The following is a 14221-nucleotide window of genomic DNA, read 5'->3' as shown; positions in this document are numbered from 1 at the left end:
AAACAGAGTTTCAATTCACTTGATGGGTATCAACCCGGGAGCAATGCAATGATGGCTAAGATGAGCAGGCTGTTTTTCGTGGTGCTGGTTGCCGTACTGGCGGGATGCAGTTCCAAGGGCGGCGTGCAGGGCGGCGCCTCGGTCGAGGATCGCAGCATGGGCGGTGACGGCGGGGTCGCGACCAGCGGCGCGGCCGGCGCGACCAGCTTCTCCAGTTATTCGCTGAACGATCCGAACAGTCCGCTGGCGCGGCGCGTGATCTACTTCGACTACGACAGCGCCGAGATCTCCGCGGCCGACCAGGATACGCTGCTGGCGCATGCCTCCTACCTGGCCGCCAATCCGGGGCAGATGGTCGCGCTGGAGGGCCATACCGACGAGCGCGGTTCGCGCGAGTACAACATCGCCCTGGGCGACCGCCGCGCCCTGTCGGTGCAGCGCTTGCTGGAACTGAACGGCGTCACCCCCGGCCAGCTGTCCGTGGTGAGCTACGGCGAGGAAAAGCCGGCCGCCGAGGGTCATAGCGATGCCGCCTGGCGTCTGAACCGCCGCGTCGAAATCGTGTATCAGTGATGCGTGTACGTGCTGAAAAGACCGTAAAGTCCCTGCTGGTGGCGGCCGTGATCACGGCCGCCACCAGTGGCGGTGGTGCCGCGCTGGCCGCGTCGGTCTCGGAGCGGCTCGACAACATCGAACGCAAGCTGGACGCACGCGGACTGGTGGACATGCTCAATCGCATCGATCAGCTGGAGCGTGACCTGCAGCAGCTGCGCGGCAGCATCGAGCTGCAGGCCAATACCCTGGAAGAGATCAAGCGCCAGCAGCGCGAGCAGTACATGGATATCGACCGCCGCCTGCAGCAGCTCGAAACCGGACAGGTCGGGCTGCCGCCGGCAGCGACCCTGCCGGGCGGTGCGGAGAGCATGTCTCCGGCGCTGCTGCCGCCGGCGACCAGTGCGCCGCCGCCCGTCGCGCCGCCGACCAGCCCGCCGCCGGCCATGGCGGCGGTGGATCCGGCGCTGGCCCAGACCGAGTACGATACCGCGCTGGCGATCCTGCGCGAGGGGCGTTATTCGGATGCCGCACTCGCATTCAAGCAGTTCATCGGCAACCATCCGGGCAGCGCGCTTGCCGACAATGCCTATTACTGGCTGGGCGAGACCTACTACGTCACGCGCGATTTCAGCCAGGCGCTGTCGACTTTCAACGCCCTGGTGTCGAACTACCCGCAGAGCCCGAAGGTGGCCGACAGCCGCCTGAAGATCGGCTATATCTACTACGAACAGGCGGACTGGAAGAAGGCGCGCGCCGAACTCGAGGGCCTGGTGAGCACCTATCCGGCCGCGACCGCCGCACGGCTCGCGAACGACCGTCTCGCGCGCATGAAGAAGGAAGGACACTGACAGGTCTCGCGCCAAGGCGCAAAGAACAGCCGCCGCAGCGTACACAGAGAGATGTCTGCCCCCTCCCTCGCGGGAGGGGGCGGTCAGCGCCCGGGGCTGCGTGCACGGCGCAATTGCCCGTTGTCTTCATGATCTAACCGTATTCCCGGACTTTCCTGACGTACCTGACACAACGGAACAGTCATCCCCGCGCCGGCGGGGATCCAGCCCGCACCCTGCCGCCTTGCCATCATCCCTGCGCGCCGGGCCGGCTGGTATCTTCCTCCTGTTTGCCACCTGCGGACCGTCGGACGGCAGGATGTGGCGTGCCTGCGAACGGCATCCGGGGTCCTGGCTCGAATCCTGACTGACCCGTCACCCCCGCCCGCCGGGCCTGCTAGAATCTCCCTCCCGAATATCACCCGCGGCCGGTGCCGCGTCCCGGAACCCATGACCGACACCCCGCGCCTGCGCATTACCGAGATCTTCCATTCCCTGCAGGGTGAGTCGGCGACCAGCGGCTGGCCGACGGTGTTCGTGCGCCTGACCGGCTGCCCACTGCGCTGCGGCTACTGCGACACGACATACGCCTTTCAGGGCGGGGGGTGGATGAGCCTCGATGAGATCGTCGCGCGCGTGCGCCGCCACCGTACCCGCTACGTCACCGTCACCGGCGGCGAGCCGCTGGCGCAGAAGGACTGCCTGAAGCTTTTGCAGCGCTTGTGCGACTACGGCTATCACGTTTCGCTCGAGACCAGCGGCGCGCTCGATATCGGCGCCGTCGACCCGCGCGTGATCCGGGTCGTGGATCTCAAGACCCCCGGTTCCGGCGAGGTCGAACGCAACCGCTACGAAAACATCGACCGGCTGCTGCCGCACGACCAGGTGAAGTTCGTCATCTGCGATCGCGCCGACTACAACTGGGCGGTGGAGATGCTGCACAAATACGATCTCGCCAGCCGCTGCGAGATCGTGTTCTCGCCCAGCTTCGGCCAGCAGGACGCGACCGAACTCGCCGAGTGGATCCTCGCGGACGAGCTGCCGGTGCGGATGCAGGTGCAGCTGCACAAGTATCTCTGGGGCGAAGCGCCGGGGCGGTGAGGGATAATCGTATCGCACAGCGAACACATCCGGAATTTTTGTCATTCCGGCGCATGCCGGAAATCGAATAGCCTGAGCCTGTGAATCGTCTTGCGTCATTCCGGCGCATGCCGGAATCCAGTTGCAGCCGGATTTATACCTGTGGATTCCGGGTCTCCGCTGCGCTCCGCCCGGAATGACGAGCAAAGTCGGTTAGCGCCAGGATCACACCTATCCACACGTCATTCCGGCGCATGCCGGAAATCGAATAGCCTGAGCCTGTGAATCATCTTGCGTCATTCCGGCGCATGCCGGAATCCAGTTGCAGCCGGATTTATGCTTGTGGATTCCGGGTCTCCGCTCCGCCCGGAATGATGGGCGAAGTCGTTCATCGCCAGGAACGCACCTCTCCGCACGTCATTCCGGCGCATGCCGGAAATCGGATAGCCTGGGCCTGTGAATCGTCATGCGTCATTCCGGCGTATGCCGGGATCCAGTTGCAGCCGGAGTTATGCCTGTGGATTCCGGGTCTCCGCTGCGCTCCGCCCGGAATGACGGGCGAAGTCGGTTAGCGCCAGGAACGCACCTGTCCACACGTCATTCCGGCGCATGCCGGAATCCAGTGCGCCCCGGTTTGTTATATCCGGATACCGGCTTCCGCTTGGTCCGACCGATCAGGCATCCGTAATACCGGGTGTAACTATCCTGAGATCCCCGTTCAGGTCATCAGCAAATGCCGTGATATGGTGTCCGAACATGTTTTCTCCTTTGGTATCATTCTTCTATGCTCGAATCTCTCAGCAACAAGCCCAAGGCCGTCGTGCTCCTCTCCGGCGGGCTCGATTCCGTCACCACGCTGGCCCTGGCGCAGGCGCAGGGCTTCGAGTGCCATGCGCTCAGCCTCGCCTACGGCCAGCGCCACGATGCCGAGCTCGCGGCGGCGCAGCGTGTCGCAGCCGGTGCCGGCGTGGTGCACAAGGTCGTGCCCATCGGGCTCGATGCCATCGGCGGCTCGGCGCTGACCGATGACACCATCGCCGTGCCCGACCGCGAGAGCGCGGGCATCCCAGTCACCTACGTGCCGGCACGCAACACCGTGTTCCTCGCGCTGGCGCTGGGCTGGGCCGAGGTGCTCGGCGCCTGGGACATCTTCATCGGCGTGAACGCAGTGGACTACTCTGGTTACCCGGACTGCCGGCCCGAGTACATCGCCGCCTTCGAAAAGCTCGCGCAGCTCGCCACGAAGGGCGGGGTGGAAGGCGGCACCTTCCATATCCATGCCCCGCTGATCCACATGAGCAAGGCCGACATCATCCGGACCGGGGTGGGTCTCGGCGTGAACTACGCCGAGACCGTCTCCTGCTACGCGGCGGATGCAGCAGGCCGTGCCTGCGGCCGCTGCGACGCCTGCCGCCTGCGTGCCGAGGGTTTCCGTGCCGCCGGCGTGCCCGATCCCACGCGCTACCGATAAGCCTGAAGACGCGTGAGATACCTGTAGGCGTAAAAAGGGGTCGGATCCTTTTTTCTATGCGAGTTACTGCATGTTACGCAGTGGTTAAAGAAAAAGGGATCCGACCCCTTTTTTAGTTCGCATCCACGCACCGGCGGCTGGCCACCCGACCCCGAAGCGGATACACTTTCCCGGCAGTATCAAGCAGATAAAACCCTGTTACCGGTAGGTGTGGGGCAGGGGTGCAGGACAACACATAAAGGGTGACGCCGGACCATCCGGCAGCGCACAAGCCGGTCACCCGCGGGAGAGATACATGACCTTCGAATCCTTCGCCGAGGCGCAAGCCTTTTTCCTGTGGTCGACGTTCGTGATCGCCCTGCTCATGGGCGCCATCGTCAACAAGACCAACTTCTGCACCATGGGCGCGGTATCCGACCTGGTGAACATGGGCGACTCGGGGCGCTTCCGCGCCTGGCTGCTGGCGATCGCCGTGGCCGTCATCGGCGTGGTCGTGCTGGAACAGCTCGGGCTCGCGCAGCCGGGCAAGGCCTTCCCGCCCTACCGTGCCGGGCAGCTGGCGTGGGCCGAGAACCTGCTCGGCGGGCTGATGTTCGGCATCGGCATGACGCTGGCCAGCGGCTGCGGCAACAAGTGCCTGATCCGCATCGGCGGCGGCAACCTCAAGTCCATCATGGTGATGCTCGTCATCGGCGTGATCGCGTATTTCATGATCAACCCCTTCCCGGGCAGCGACCAGACGCTCTACACCGTGCTGTTCTACAAGTGGCTGAACCCGCTCGTCGTGAATGTGGGCGCGAGCCAGGACCTCGGCGCGCTGGTCGGTGCGGAGGCGGCGGGCATGGCACGGCTGGTGATCGGTGCCGGTATCGGGCTCGTGCTGCTTGCCGTCGTCTTCCGGTCCACGGAGTTCCGCGGCAGTTTCGACAACATCCTCGGCGGGCTCGCCGTCGGACTCGCCGTGCTGGCCGCCTGGTACGTGACCAGCAACGTCCAGATCGACGCCGACGGCGAACTGCTCTCGCTGCCCGGCTACTACGACCAGTGGGACATGTACGCGGACTCGAACGCGGGCAAGCCCGCCCAGGGGCGGCCGCTCAGCCCGCAGTCGTTCACCTTCATCAGCCCGATGGGTCAGACCGTCGGTTACGCAGCGGCGAAGTTCGATACCGGCCTGCTGACCTTCGGCGTGATGGCCTTCCTCGGCGTGGTCGCAGGCTCCTTGCTCTGGTCACTGCTCTCGCGCAGCTTCCGCATCGAGTGGTTCAGCTCGTTCAACGATTTCCTCGCCCACTTCATCGGCGCCGTCCTGATGGGTTTCGGCGGCGTGCTCGCGCTCGGCTGCACCGTCGGCCAGGCCATCACCGGCATCTCCACGCTCGCGCTCGGCTCGTTCCTCACCTTCGGCGCGATCGTGCTCGGCGCCGCCGCGACCATGAAGGTGACCTACTACAAGATGGTGTACGAGGACGAGGCGACCTTCGCGAAAGCCCTGGTCGCCACCCTGGCCGACCTGCGCCTGCTGCCCAACGGCCTGCGCCAGCTCGACAAGGTCTGATACCCGTCGTCCCCGCGCACGACGTACAGGGATGTACGAGTGTCGCAGGAGGGCAGGATGCCCGGAGCGACCGACGTACAGGGATGTACGAGTGTCGCAGGAGGGCAGGATGCCCGGAGCGACCGACGTACAGGGATGTACGAGTGTCGCAGGAGGTAGAGCAGCGCAGGAGCAGTTGCCGAGGATGCCTGGAGCGACCAGGGGACCCAGCCCCAAGAAGTGCAAATGGGCTGATTTCCGGTGCGGAAGTGGCGAAGTGAATGAACGAGATCCGCAACCCCTTGAAAATGCAGGCTACCACTTGCCATTTCCCCGCCACAAGGTATCATGCCCTCGTCCTGTTCAGGACGCCCGCGGCAGCAGCCATCCAGATACGGGTCGTTAGCTCAGTTGGTAGAGCACCGGACTTTTAATCCGATGGTCGTTGGTTCGAATCCAACACGACCCACCATTATAGTCTGCAGTCATCATGAATTCCGGCGTGGCTTATTCGAAGCCGGCGTCAACGGGACTTTCAGTGCTTGGTAAGCATGGTCCGCATACGAATTGCATGCCCACTCGTTTAACTCTGCCAGGGCAGACTCGCTCGCTGTTTGCACGACTCTGTGAACGTCAGGTGGAATATCCACGATCAACCCGCCGTGTAAACAACAGCAGCCTATCTGCGTGTCATGAGGTTATTGTCGCTCGGCGTACTTGCGGAGTGAGTCGAGCTACGACTGTTACGCCTCCCTGACCGGGCCATGAGGTAAGGGGATGGGGTAACCATCCCCATTCCCTCAACGGCATTCAGGTGCGATGTTGCTTACCCCTCGTCGATACCCTCGGTCACCGGATTGTGGATGATTTGATGCAGCCGGCTGCCTGTGACCACCGAATGCAGGATGTTGGGATCCTGCTGTTCGATCTCGCTGATCAGATTGTCGTAGAGGCGTTCGGTCGCAAGGATCTGCTGTTCATAGGCTGACATGGCAATTCTCCTGTGGATTCATTTTGTACTCTACAAAACGGTCTCTCAGTAAGGCCGTTGGAAACTATTCTAGCCAAGAACCGCATAAATGTCTAGTACAAACTCTTGTAAAATCCCTAATGGAGGTTAAAATAGCAAGAATTGTATAGGACAAATTCGGGGTCGGCCATGAGAATCGCTGTCATTGGAGGGGGTATCGCCGGCCTGTCGGCGGCTTGGCTGTTACAGCAGAGACACCAGATTGTCCTCTACGAGGCCGCCGGGTATCTGGGAGGTCACACCAACACGGTGGATGTGCAACTGGACGGTGCGAGTCACCCGGTGGATACCGGGTTTCTGGTTCACAACGACCTCACCTATCCCAATCTCATCCGCCTGTTCGAGCACCTCGGGGTCGAGACTTACGAGAGCGACATGTCCTTCAGCGTCAGACTGCCGGACCAGGATATCGAATGGGCCGGCTCGAATATCGCCACGGTCTTCGGTCAGAAGCGCAATCTGCTGCGCCTGCATTTCTGGCGCATGCTGCAGGAGATAATCAGATTCAACAGCAGGGCCCCGCAGATGCTGCAGTGGTCCGAGCAACGCCGCGCGACCCTGGGCCAACTGCTCGATGTGCGCGGTTACTCCGAGTTCTTCCGCAACTCGTATCTGTTGCCTATGGCTGCCGCCATATGGTCAGCCTCGCCGTGGGAGATCCTGCGCTTCCCCGCCGCCACCTTTTTACGCTTCTGTCTGAATCACCGGCTGTTGCAGATCGAAGGCAGGCCGCAGTGGCGCAGCATCGTAGGCGGCGGCCGCAGCTATGTGGAGAAGATGGCGTCCGGGCTGGATGTTCGGCTCCATCAGCCGGTGCGGGAGGTGGTGCGCGACAAGGGCGTGGTGCAGGTACGCTGCAGGGATGGCACCGCGGAATACGATGCGGTGATATTCGCGACCCATGCGCCGGATACGCTGCGAATCCTGAAGCAGCCGGACGCCCGGGAGAGCGAGATCCTTGGTGCCGTGCGCTATCAGCCCAATCTGGCGATCCTGCACACGGACCGGCGCTTCCTGCCGCGGCGTGAATCCCTCTGGTCGGCCTGGAACTATCTCTCCCAGGGGGATGCGTCACGGTCGGTCTGTGTGACCTACCTTCTCAACCGGTTGCAGCGGCTGCCCTTCAAGACGCCGCTGATGGTGACGCTGAATCCAGCGCCCGATCAAATGCCGCGCCAGGAGCTTCGCCGCTTTCACTACGACCATCCGGTTTTTGATCAGCAGGCCATCGATGCCCAGGCCCGCCTCGACGGGATCCAGGGTAACAACAGGAGCTGGTTCTGCGGGGCCTGGTGCGGTTACGGGTTTCATGAGGATGGTCTGAAATCGGCCCTGCGTATCGCCGGTGATTTCGGCGTGGAGGCACCATGGCCAGTGGTGTTATGAGCCGTGTCGTCAGTGGCAGGGTAATGCACCATCGCCACCATCCGGTGCAGAACCGCTTCGTCTATCCGGTCTTCTTCCTGCTGCTGAAGCTGGACGAGCTCGAGCGGCTCGATTCCTGGCTGTTCGGTGTCAACCGTTGGCGACCTCTGGCCTTTCTCCAGTCCGATCACGGCGATGGCGGGGATCCTCGGCTCTGGGTCGGGGCGCAGCTGGCGCAGGCAGGCGTAGAAGACTGCAACGGACCGATCTGGGTGCAGACCTTTCCCCGGGTCTTCGGCTGTCTCTTCAACCCGGTCAGCTTCTGGTACTGCCAGCGGGACGACGACAGCGTCGGCGCAATCCTCGCCGAGGTCAACAACACCTTTGGCGAGAGACACTGCTACCTGTTGCGTCCTGACCGGGAGAGCGGCCGTTTCGAAGGAGTTTATGCGGAAAAAGTGCTGTATGTCTCCCCCTTCTATCCGGTCGCGGGCGGTTATGACTTCAGGATCAACACCGACTTCGAGACGCCACGGGTGGCCATTGATTACTTCAACGAAGGAAAACTGCAGCTCAATACCGCCATCTGGGGGAAGTCCAGGCCGCTCACCAGCCGCAGCCTGTTGTCCGCCCTGCTGCGCCAACCCTTGCTCACACTCGGGGTGATTTTCCGCATCCATTGGCAGGCATTCAGGCTCTGGCGCGCCGGTCTGTCTCTATGCGAACGCCGCGCAACATCCGCCAAGGAGATTTCCAGATGAACAGCATCTCAACCACCTTGGATATCCACATGCTGCCAAGGATCGCCAAACCGTGGGTATCACTGTTGGACCGCATCGCAGAGGGTACACTGACGCTTACCACGCCCACTGGACAGATCTGGCGGTTTGGTGAGGGCGGAGGGCCAAATGCCGATCTGCAACTGTCAAACTGGGCTGCCTTACGCACTCTCTTTCGCCACGGCGATATAGGGCTGGCTGAGTGTTATCGGGACGGTTCCATCGATACCTCCGATCCAGCCGCACTCATCCGCCTGGGCATTCGCAATCAGGACGTGCTGGAACGGGCCATCCATGGCAGCACGCTTCTCAATCTGGTCTACAGGCTCAAGCATGTGCTCCGGCGCAATTCACGCCGTGGCAGTGCCCGCAATATCAGCGCCCACTATGACCTGGGTAACGATTTCTATGAGTTGTGGCTGGATCCGTCCATGACTTACTCCGCTGCGCGCTTTGATGCGGGCAGCGGGATTACGCTGCTCCAGGCTCAACAAGCCAAGTATCAGCGCATGATCGATCTGGTCGGGGCATGCCCCGGTGATTCACTGTTGGAGATCGGCTGTGGCTGGGGCGGATTTGCCGTGTATGCCGCCAGGCAGGGTATCCGGGTGCATGGTGTGACCCTATCCCGTCGTCAGCTCACCTATGCTCGGGAGCGCATCGGCCGGGCTGGCCTGGGCGCGCTGGCGAGTTTCGAACTGCGGGACTACCGCGATCTCAATGAGACCTACGACCACATCGTCTCCATCGAAATGCTCGAGGCGGTTGGTGAAGCCTACTGGCCCACCTACTTCGATAAACTGCAGAGCTTGCTGAAGCCGCAGGGAAGGGTGGCGATTCAGACCATAGTCATTGGCGATGAACATTTCGCCCGTTATCGTCAGGGCACCGACTTTATCCAGCAATACATTTTCCCTGGCGGCATGCTGCCGGCACCTGGCAGGTTGCAGGAATTGGCCGGTGCCGCTGGCTTTCGCATTGGCTGCTATGAGGCCTTCGGGTCTGACTATGCGGAGACTCTGCGCCGTTGGCGGCGTGCTTTCGAGGCAAGTCTTGGGGCCGTGCGCCAGTTGGGATTCGATACCGCCTTCATACGTCTCTGGCGTTTCTACCTTGCCTATTGCGAGGCAGGCTTTGACGAGGGGCGTATCGATGTCGCGCAATTGCAGCTGGTGCGGGAGGCGTAGGGATGGGATCCCTGATGGGTCTTTGGCTGCTGTTGGCTGCATTCGCGGCAAACGCCGGTTTCGATCCGCTTGCGGAGCTCCCCGGTGCCCAACCGGTGGGTACTGGCAAGTTGACCTGGCTCGGCATGACGGTCTACCAGGCCACCCTCTACGCGCCGGATGGCGTCTATCAACCGGAACGGCCGCACGCCCTGCGCATCCGCTACGAATTCAGTTTCAGCCGTGAAAGTCTTGCCCGCACCACCCTGCAGGAGATTGAGCGCATGCACGGCACGCTACGGGCTGGCGCGCAGCTGGTCCAACGTCTCAGTGCTGTGTTTCGTGATGTGGGCAAAGGGGATCAGATCACGGGTGTGCACCACCCTGGAGAAGGGGCTGTCTTTTACAGTACAGAAAGTCTACTGGGACGTCTCGATGATCCGGTCCTGGCAAGCGCCTTCTTCGATATCTGGCTCGACCCTCGCACCCGCGAGCCGGACCTGCGAAAACAGTTGCTGGGGCTTGCGCCGTGAACATACGCCAGCAACTGGCCTACGGATTGCTGGGCGCGCCCCTGGCGATGGCCGCCTTGCCGGTTTATATACACACTCCAAAACTCTACGGGGAGGAATTCGGCCTGGGCCTGGCCCTGACCGGGGTGCTGCTGCTGGGCTCGCGCGCGGTCGATACCCTGCAGGACCCCTGGCTTGGTCGCCTGTCAGACTTCATGCAGCAGCGACCCGGGGGCTGGCAGCAGCTCATCTACATCGCGGCAGGCGTCCTTGGGCTGGCCTATCTGGCCCTTTTCAACCCACCGGCACTGCATCCCCACATACTGGCGGCCTGGTTCACGGTCAGTCTGATCCTGGTCTATACCGCCCACAGCGCCATGAATATCACCTATCTCGCCTGGGGTGCCAGGGCCAGTGAGGATAGCCATGAACGCACGCGTCTCGTGGCCTTCCGTGAAGGCTTCGCTCTGCTTGGCGTCATCCTGGCCAGCCTGTTACCAATGTGGCTGACCTGGCTGCCGTTCAGTCTCTGCTTCGCGGCACTGCTGATTGCCTCGGTCTGGATACTCTTGCGGCATGCGCCGCTCGCGAGTCGGATACAATCCCCGGCACTGGGAATACTGCAACCCCTGCGTTATGCGCCTTTTCGCAGGCTGGCGATACTGTTCCTGCTCAACGGTCTGGCGATTGCGATAGCCGCCACTCTTTCTCTGTTCTATATCGATGACGTCCTGGTGCTGGATTCCTATAGCGGAGCTTTCCTGGCGCTGTATTTTCTCAGTGGCGCCTGTTCCCTTCCGCTCTGGTTGAGGCTGGCGCGGCGCTGGGGCAAAACCCTGAGTTGGCTGCTGGGATCCCTGATCGCCGTGACGGGTTTTGTCTGGGCAACACAGCTCGGAGCGGGCGATCTTGTTGCCTACGCGCTGATCTGCATCATCTCCGGCGCCGCCCTTGGCGCCGACCTGGCACTGCCCGCTGCGATAGCCGCCGATATCATTCCCCCCCGTGACCATGGCCGGACCGCCAGCTATTTCGGTATCTGGAGCCTGATCGGCAAGCTGGTGCTGGCGCTGGCGGCTGGCCTGGTACTGCCAGTGCTAGCTGTGCTCGGCTACGAACCGGGCACCAGAACGGGACTGACGGCGCTGGCGTTTTTTTATGCCGGGATACCCTGTGTCATCAAGTTGTTCACAGCCGGCTTGCTGTTGCTCTGGCGTGAGACTCTGGAGGTTAATCATGCATGCTAAGACCGTTCTATTGTTGAGCCTGTCCGTGCTCAGTGGCTGTGCCGGGGTCGATGTGACTCAGTATCGGGGGCAGCAGCCAGAGCTGACGATGGAAGAGTACTTCAGCGGTACACTGGATGCCTGGGGGATGTTTCAGAAACGCAATGGCGCTGTGATGAAACGCTTCAAGGTCGTGATCGAGGCCGAGTGGCAGGGCGACCATGGGGTATTGGATGAACGTTTTACCTACAGTGACGGTACCACCCAGCAGCGGGTGTGGCATCTCACCCGCACCGGTGAGGGTGAATATACCGGCAGGGCGGATGACGTGGTGGGAATCGCCAGGGGGCGTGTTTCAGGCAATACCCTGCATTGGGTCTACACGCTGCGACTCCCTGTGGATGACAAGGTATACGAGGTGCAATTCGACGACTGGATGTATCTGCAGACCGACGGGGTGCTGATCAATCGTTCCAGCATGCGCAAGTTCGGTGTCGAGCTGGGTGAGGTTACGCTGTTCTTCAGGAAAAGGTCATGAGCGTGAATCCCAAAATCAAGGACTGGCAAGGCGTTCGCGTCTGGATCATCGGCGCCGGCAGTGGCATCGGTGCGGCATTGGCGACCCAACTCAGGGAGGCAGGGGCCCGGCTCATGTTAAGCGGCCGCCATGAACCGGCTTTGCGCGAGGTTTCCGCGCCGGGTGATCTGATTGCACCGCTTGATGTCAGAGACCTGTCGAGCCTGCAGCAGGCCATGGGACTTGCGCTGGAGGAGGGGGAAGTGGACATGGTCATCTACTGCGCCGGTGTCTATTCACCGATGCGCAGCTGGGAACTGGATCCGGAACGGGTGCGGGAGGCCCTGGAGATCAATTTGCAGGGGGTTTTCAACTTGCTTGCAGCGGTGATTCCGCGTTTTCTGGAAGCCGGCGGCAATCTCTGTCTGGTCGGCAGCGTGGCGGGTTACACCGGACTGCCAAAGGCCCTGGTCTATGGGCCCACCAAGGCGGCACTGATCAATCTTGCGCAAATTCTGCATACCGATCTTTCGCCCCGGGGTATCGGTGTCTACCTGGTCAATCCCGGTTTCGTCGACACCCGCCTGACCCGTCAGAACGATTTCACAATGCCGGCCCTGATCACCCCGGAGCAGGCGGCTCGGGAGATCATAGAGGGTGTTGGCAAGGGCCGATTCGAGATTCATTTTCCCAAGCGTTTCACCCGCTGGATGAAGCTGCTCAGCTGCCTGCCGGACCGGCTCCGGCTCTACCTGCTGCGCCGGGCGGTGGCCTGATGACACTGCAGCGAGTGATCGACTGGTACCAGCGCCTGACTCCGGAGAGCCTGGCTGAGCTGCCCGAGATCTACCATGAGCAGGCGCGTTTTCACGATCCCTTCAATGATGTCAGCGGCCATGCCGCCATTGCCGCGGTATTCCGGCATATGTTCGAAAATACCGGGCAGCCGGCATTCCTGGTTACGGACAGCCAGCAAACGGGTGCCACCGCCTGGGTCAGTTGGGTGTTCAGCGGCAGGCTGCGTCGCAGGGATTTTGCGATCGAGGGCGTCACGCGTCTCGATTTTGCGGATGATGGCCGGGTGATCGAGCACCTGGATTATTGGGATGCCTCGCGGCTGTTAGCAGAGTTGCCACTGGTGGGTAGAATAGTACGTTTGGTCAGAGGTAGGATGAGACCGAACACCGGGGTCCGATGAAAAGTCATAACGAACAATGAACGGGAATCACAGCATCAGCGAGGTCTCGAGCATCGCGGGGATCCCCAAGGATCTGCTGCGGATGTGGGAACGTCGCTACGGCTATCCGCAACCGTTGCGGAATTCCCACGGCGACCGTATCTATACGGACGAGCAGCTCGAGAAGCTGATCCTGATCCGGCAGCTGCAGGAGCAGGGCAAGCGTCCGGGCAAGCTGATGCAGCTCGACATCAGCCAGCTCAAAGCCCTGCGGCAGGCGCCTGCGCCCAGCGTAGATCTGGAGCGGTTGGCCGTTCTGCTCAAGGCGGGCGATGCCGGCAAGTTGAGCAGCTGGTTACGCGAACAGCTGCTGGCACTGGGGCTGCGGTCCTTCATCCACCGCATCATGGTGCCGGCCAACAAGCTGGTGGGAGAGGCATGGTCGCAGGGAGAGATGGCAATCTTCGAGGAGCATCTCTATACCGAGCTGATGAAGAACCTGATCCGCCAATCACTCAGCGAACAGCAGCTCGAGAACAGAGGGCCGCGAGTGATGCTGACTACGGTGCCTGGAGAGAAGCACAGCCTCGGTCTGTTGATGGTGGAAGCCCTCCTGCGGCTCGGCGGCGCACAGGTGATCACCTTCGGTGTCGAGATGCCTTTCCGGGATATCCGGGAGGCCGCCCTCAGCCACCAGGTCGAAATCATCGGTCTCTCATTCAGTGCCGGGTTTAAGCCCGAGGACGCGCTCGTGATGCTGAGCGGCTTGCGCCAGATCGTTGATAGGAAGGTGCGTATCTGGGTCGGGGCGGGGCATTCGACGGGATAATCGAAATGCCCGAAGGGGTGGAACAGCTGGCCGGACTGCATGCTGTGGAAACGGCTCTGCTGGAATGGCGTCAAAGCAGCCGGGAAAGCTGAGCAATCAGGTTTGACAATAATTCGTGTGCCCGAAAGGGACAGCCTGTGCCGGAACGTT

General features: G+C 61.8%; 15 protein-coding genes and 1 tRNA gene. 15 read left to right on the top strand and 1 reads right to left on the bottom strand.

Translation table 11 applies throughout. The features are described from left to right. Nucleotides 1-48 precede the first annotated feature (48 nt). From pal to R3F42_10360, 6 genes are all read left to right on the top strand, one after another. Entirely contained in the window at nt 49-573 is a 525-nt protein-coding gene (gene pal / locus R3F42_10385; GenBank protein MEZ5542441.1) for a peptidoglycan-associated lipoprotein Pal, read from the top strand. Further along, on the top strand, nt 573-1403 hold the full coding sequence (gene ybgF / locus R3F42_10380; protein MEZ5542440.1) for a tol-pal system protein YbgF: 831 nt from the start codon (nt 573-575) through the stop codon (nt 1401-1403). The genes pal and ybgF overlap by 1 nt, the downstream gene beginning before the upstream one ends. 429 nt (nt 1404-1832) lie before the next feature. Beyond that, nucleotides 1833-2483 (top strand): 7-carboxy-7-deazaguanine synthase QueE, encoded by a 651-nt coding sequence (queE, locus tag R3F42_10375; protein ID MEZ5542439.1) that lies wholly within the window; start codon nt 1833-1835, stop codon nt 2481-2483. A gap of 763 nt (nt 2484-3246) precedes the next feature. After that, nucleotides 3247-3933 carry a 7-cyano-7-deazaguanine synthase QueC gene (gene queC / locus R3F42_10370; GenBank protein ID MEZ5542438.1) on the top strand — a complete coding sequence of 229 codons (687 nt, stop codon included), beginning with the start codon at nt 3247-3249 and terminating at the stop codon, nt 3931-3933. Nucleotides 3934-4228: 295 nt separating this feature from the next. Next, a complete protein-coding gene (locus tag R3F42_10365; GenBank protein ID MEZ5542437.1) occupies nt 4229-5491 on the top strand; it encodes a YeeE/YedE family protein in 1263 nt (420 codons plus the stop codon). A 375-nt stretch (nt 5492-5866) separates the two neighbouring features. After that, nucleotides 5867-5942 (top strand) — tRNA-Lys (locus tag R3F42_10360). 354 nt (nt 5943-6296) lie between these two features. On the opposite strand, the gene R3F42_10355 is transcribed toward R3F42_10360, so the two are convergent. Beyond that, nucleotides 6297-6461, bottom strand: a complete 165-nt coding sequence (locus tag R3F42_10355) for a hypothetical protein (protein MEZ5542436.1) — start codon at nt 6459-6461, stop codon at nt 6297-6299. Nucleotides 6462-6629: 168 nt separating this feature from the next. Here R3F42_10355 and R3F42_10350 point away from each other — a divergent pair, with 168 nt between their 5' ends. From R3F42_10350 to R3F42_10310, 9 genes are read left to right on the top strand one after another with little or no spacing between them, the layout of a single operon-like run. Further along, nucleotides 6630-7886, top strand: a complete 1257-nt coding sequence (locus R3F42_10350; GenBank protein MEZ5542435.1) for an FAD-dependent oxidoreductase — start codon at nt 6630-6632, stop codon at nt 7884-7886. Further along, the gene (locus R3F42_10345; GenBank protein MEZ5542434.1) at nt 7868-8626 is read left to right on the top strand and encodes a DUF1365 domain-containing protein; all 759 of its coding nucleotides are present in this window, start codon (nt 7868-7870) and stop codon (nt 8624-8626) included. The genes R3F42_10350 and R3F42_10345 overlap by 19 nt, the downstream gene beginning before the upstream one ends. Next, nucleotides 8623-9831 carry a cyclopropane-fatty-acyl-phospholipid synthase family protein gene (locus R3F42_10340; GenBank protein ID MEZ5542433.1) on the top strand — a complete coding sequence of 403 codons (1209 nt, stop codon included), beginning with the start codon at nt 8623-8625 and terminating at the stop codon, nt 9829-9831. The genes R3F42_10345 and R3F42_10340 overlap by 4 nt, the downstream gene beginning before the upstream one ends. 2 nt (nt 9832-9833) lie before the next feature. Beyond that, on the top strand, nt 9834-10343 hold the full coding sequence (locus R3F42_10335) for a chalcone isomerase family protein (GenBank protein MEZ5542432.1): 510 nt from the start codon (nt 9834-9836) through the stop codon (nt 10341-10343). Next, the gene (locus R3F42_10330) at nt 10340-11569 is read left to right on the top strand and encodes an MFS transporter (protein MEZ5542431.1); all 1230 of its coding nucleotides are present in this window, start codon (nt 10340-10342) and stop codon (nt 11567-11569) included. The genes R3F42_10335 and R3F42_10330 overlap by 4 nt, the downstream gene beginning before the upstream one ends. After that, complete coding sequence (locus R3F42_10325) at nt 11559-12086, top strand: DUF3833 domain-containing protein (protein MEZ5542430.1); 528 nt, start codon at nt 11559-11561, stop codon at nt 12084-12086. Before R3F42_10330 ends, R3F42_10325 begins: the two co-directional genes overlap by 11 nt. After that, nucleotides 12083-12841 (top strand): SDR family NAD(P)-dependent oxidoreductase, encoded by a 759-nt coding sequence (locus R3F42_10320; protein MEZ5542429.1) that lies wholly within the window; start codon nt 12083-12085, stop codon nt 12839-12841. Before R3F42_10325 ends, R3F42_10320 begins: the two co-directional genes overlap by 4 nt. After that, nucleotides 12841-13263: a nuclear transport factor 2 family protein gene (locus R3F42_10315; protein ID MEZ5542428.1), complete on the top strand. Its 423-nt coding sequence runs from the start codon at nt 12841-12843 to the stop codon at nt 13261-13263. The genes R3F42_10320 and R3F42_10315 overlap by 1 nt, the downstream gene beginning before the upstream one ends. A 16-nt stretch (nt 13264-13279) precedes the next feature. Continuing rightward, nucleotides 13280-14071, top strand: a complete 792-nt coding sequence (locus R3F42_10310; GenBank protein ID MEZ5542427.1) for a cobalamin B12-binding domain-containing protein — start codon at nt 13280-13282, stop codon at nt 14069-14071. Nucleotides 14072-14221: the final 150 nt, after the last annotated feature.

The organism is Pseudomonadota bacterium, assembly GCA_041395565.1.
GTDB lineage: Bacteria > Pseudomonadota > Gammaproteobacteria > UBA9214 > UBA9214 > UBA9214.
Note: the sequence above shows the minus strand (reverse complement) of the source record. Positions and strands in the feature narration are given on the sequence as shown.

Excerpts from the sequence above, each read along its gene's own strand:
- pal (MEZ5542441.1), top strand. The coding sequence starts at position 49 with ATGATGGCTAAGATGAGCAGGCTGTTTTTCGTGGTGCTGGTTGCCGTA.
- ybgF (MEZ5542440.1), top strand. The coding sequence starts at position 573 with ATGCGTGTACGTGCTGAAAAGACCGTAAAGTCCCTGCTGGTGGCGGCC.
- queE (MEZ5542439.1), top strand. The coding sequence starts at position 1,833 with ATGACCGACACCCCGCGCCTGCGCATTACCGAGATCTTCCATTCCCTG.
- queC (MEZ5542438.1), top strand. The coding sequence starts at position 3,247 with ATGCTCGAATCTCTCAGCAACAAGCCCAAGGCCGTCGTGCTCCTCTCC.
- R3F42_10365 (MEZ5542437.1), top strand. The coding sequence starts at position 4,229 with ATGACCTTCGAATCCTTCGCCGAGGCGCAAGCCTTTTTCCTGTGGTCG.
- R3F42_10355 (MEZ5542436.1), bottom strand. The coding sequence starts at position 6,461 with ATGTCAGCCTATGAACAGCAGATCCTTGCGACCGAACGCCTCTACGAC.
- R3F42_10350 (MEZ5542435.1), top strand. The coding sequence starts at position 6,630 with ATGAGAATCGCTGTCATTGGAGGGGGTATCGCCGGCCTGTCGGCGGCT.
- R3F42_10345 (MEZ5542434.1), top strand. The coding sequence starts at position 7,868 with ATGGCCAGTGGTGTTATGAGCCGTGTCGTCAGTGGCAGGGTAATGCAC.
- R3F42_10340 (MEZ5542433.1), top strand. The coding sequence starts at position 8,623 with ATGAACAGCATCTCAACCACCTTGGATATCCACATGCTGCCAAGGATC.
- R3F42_10335 (MEZ5542432.1), top strand. The coding sequence starts at position 9,834 with ATGGGATCCCTGATGGGTCTTTGGCTGCTGTTGGCTGCATTCGCGGCA.
- R3F42_10325 (MEZ5542430.1), top strand. The coding sequence starts at position 11,559 with ATGCATGCTAAGACCGTTCTATTGTTGAGCCTGTCCGTGCTCAGTGGC.
- R3F42_10320 (MEZ5542429.1), top strand. The coding sequence starts at position 12,083 with ATGAGCGTGAATCCCAAAATCAAGGACTGGCAAGGCGTTCGCGTCTGG.
- R3F42_10315 (MEZ5542428.1), top strand. The coding sequence starts at position 12,841 with ATGACACTGCAGCGAGTGATCGACTGGTACCAGCGCCTGACTCCGGAG.
- R3F42_10310 (MEZ5542427.1), top strand. The coding sequence starts at position 13,280 with ATGAACGGGAATCACAGCATCAGCGAGGTCTCGAGCATCGCGGGGATC.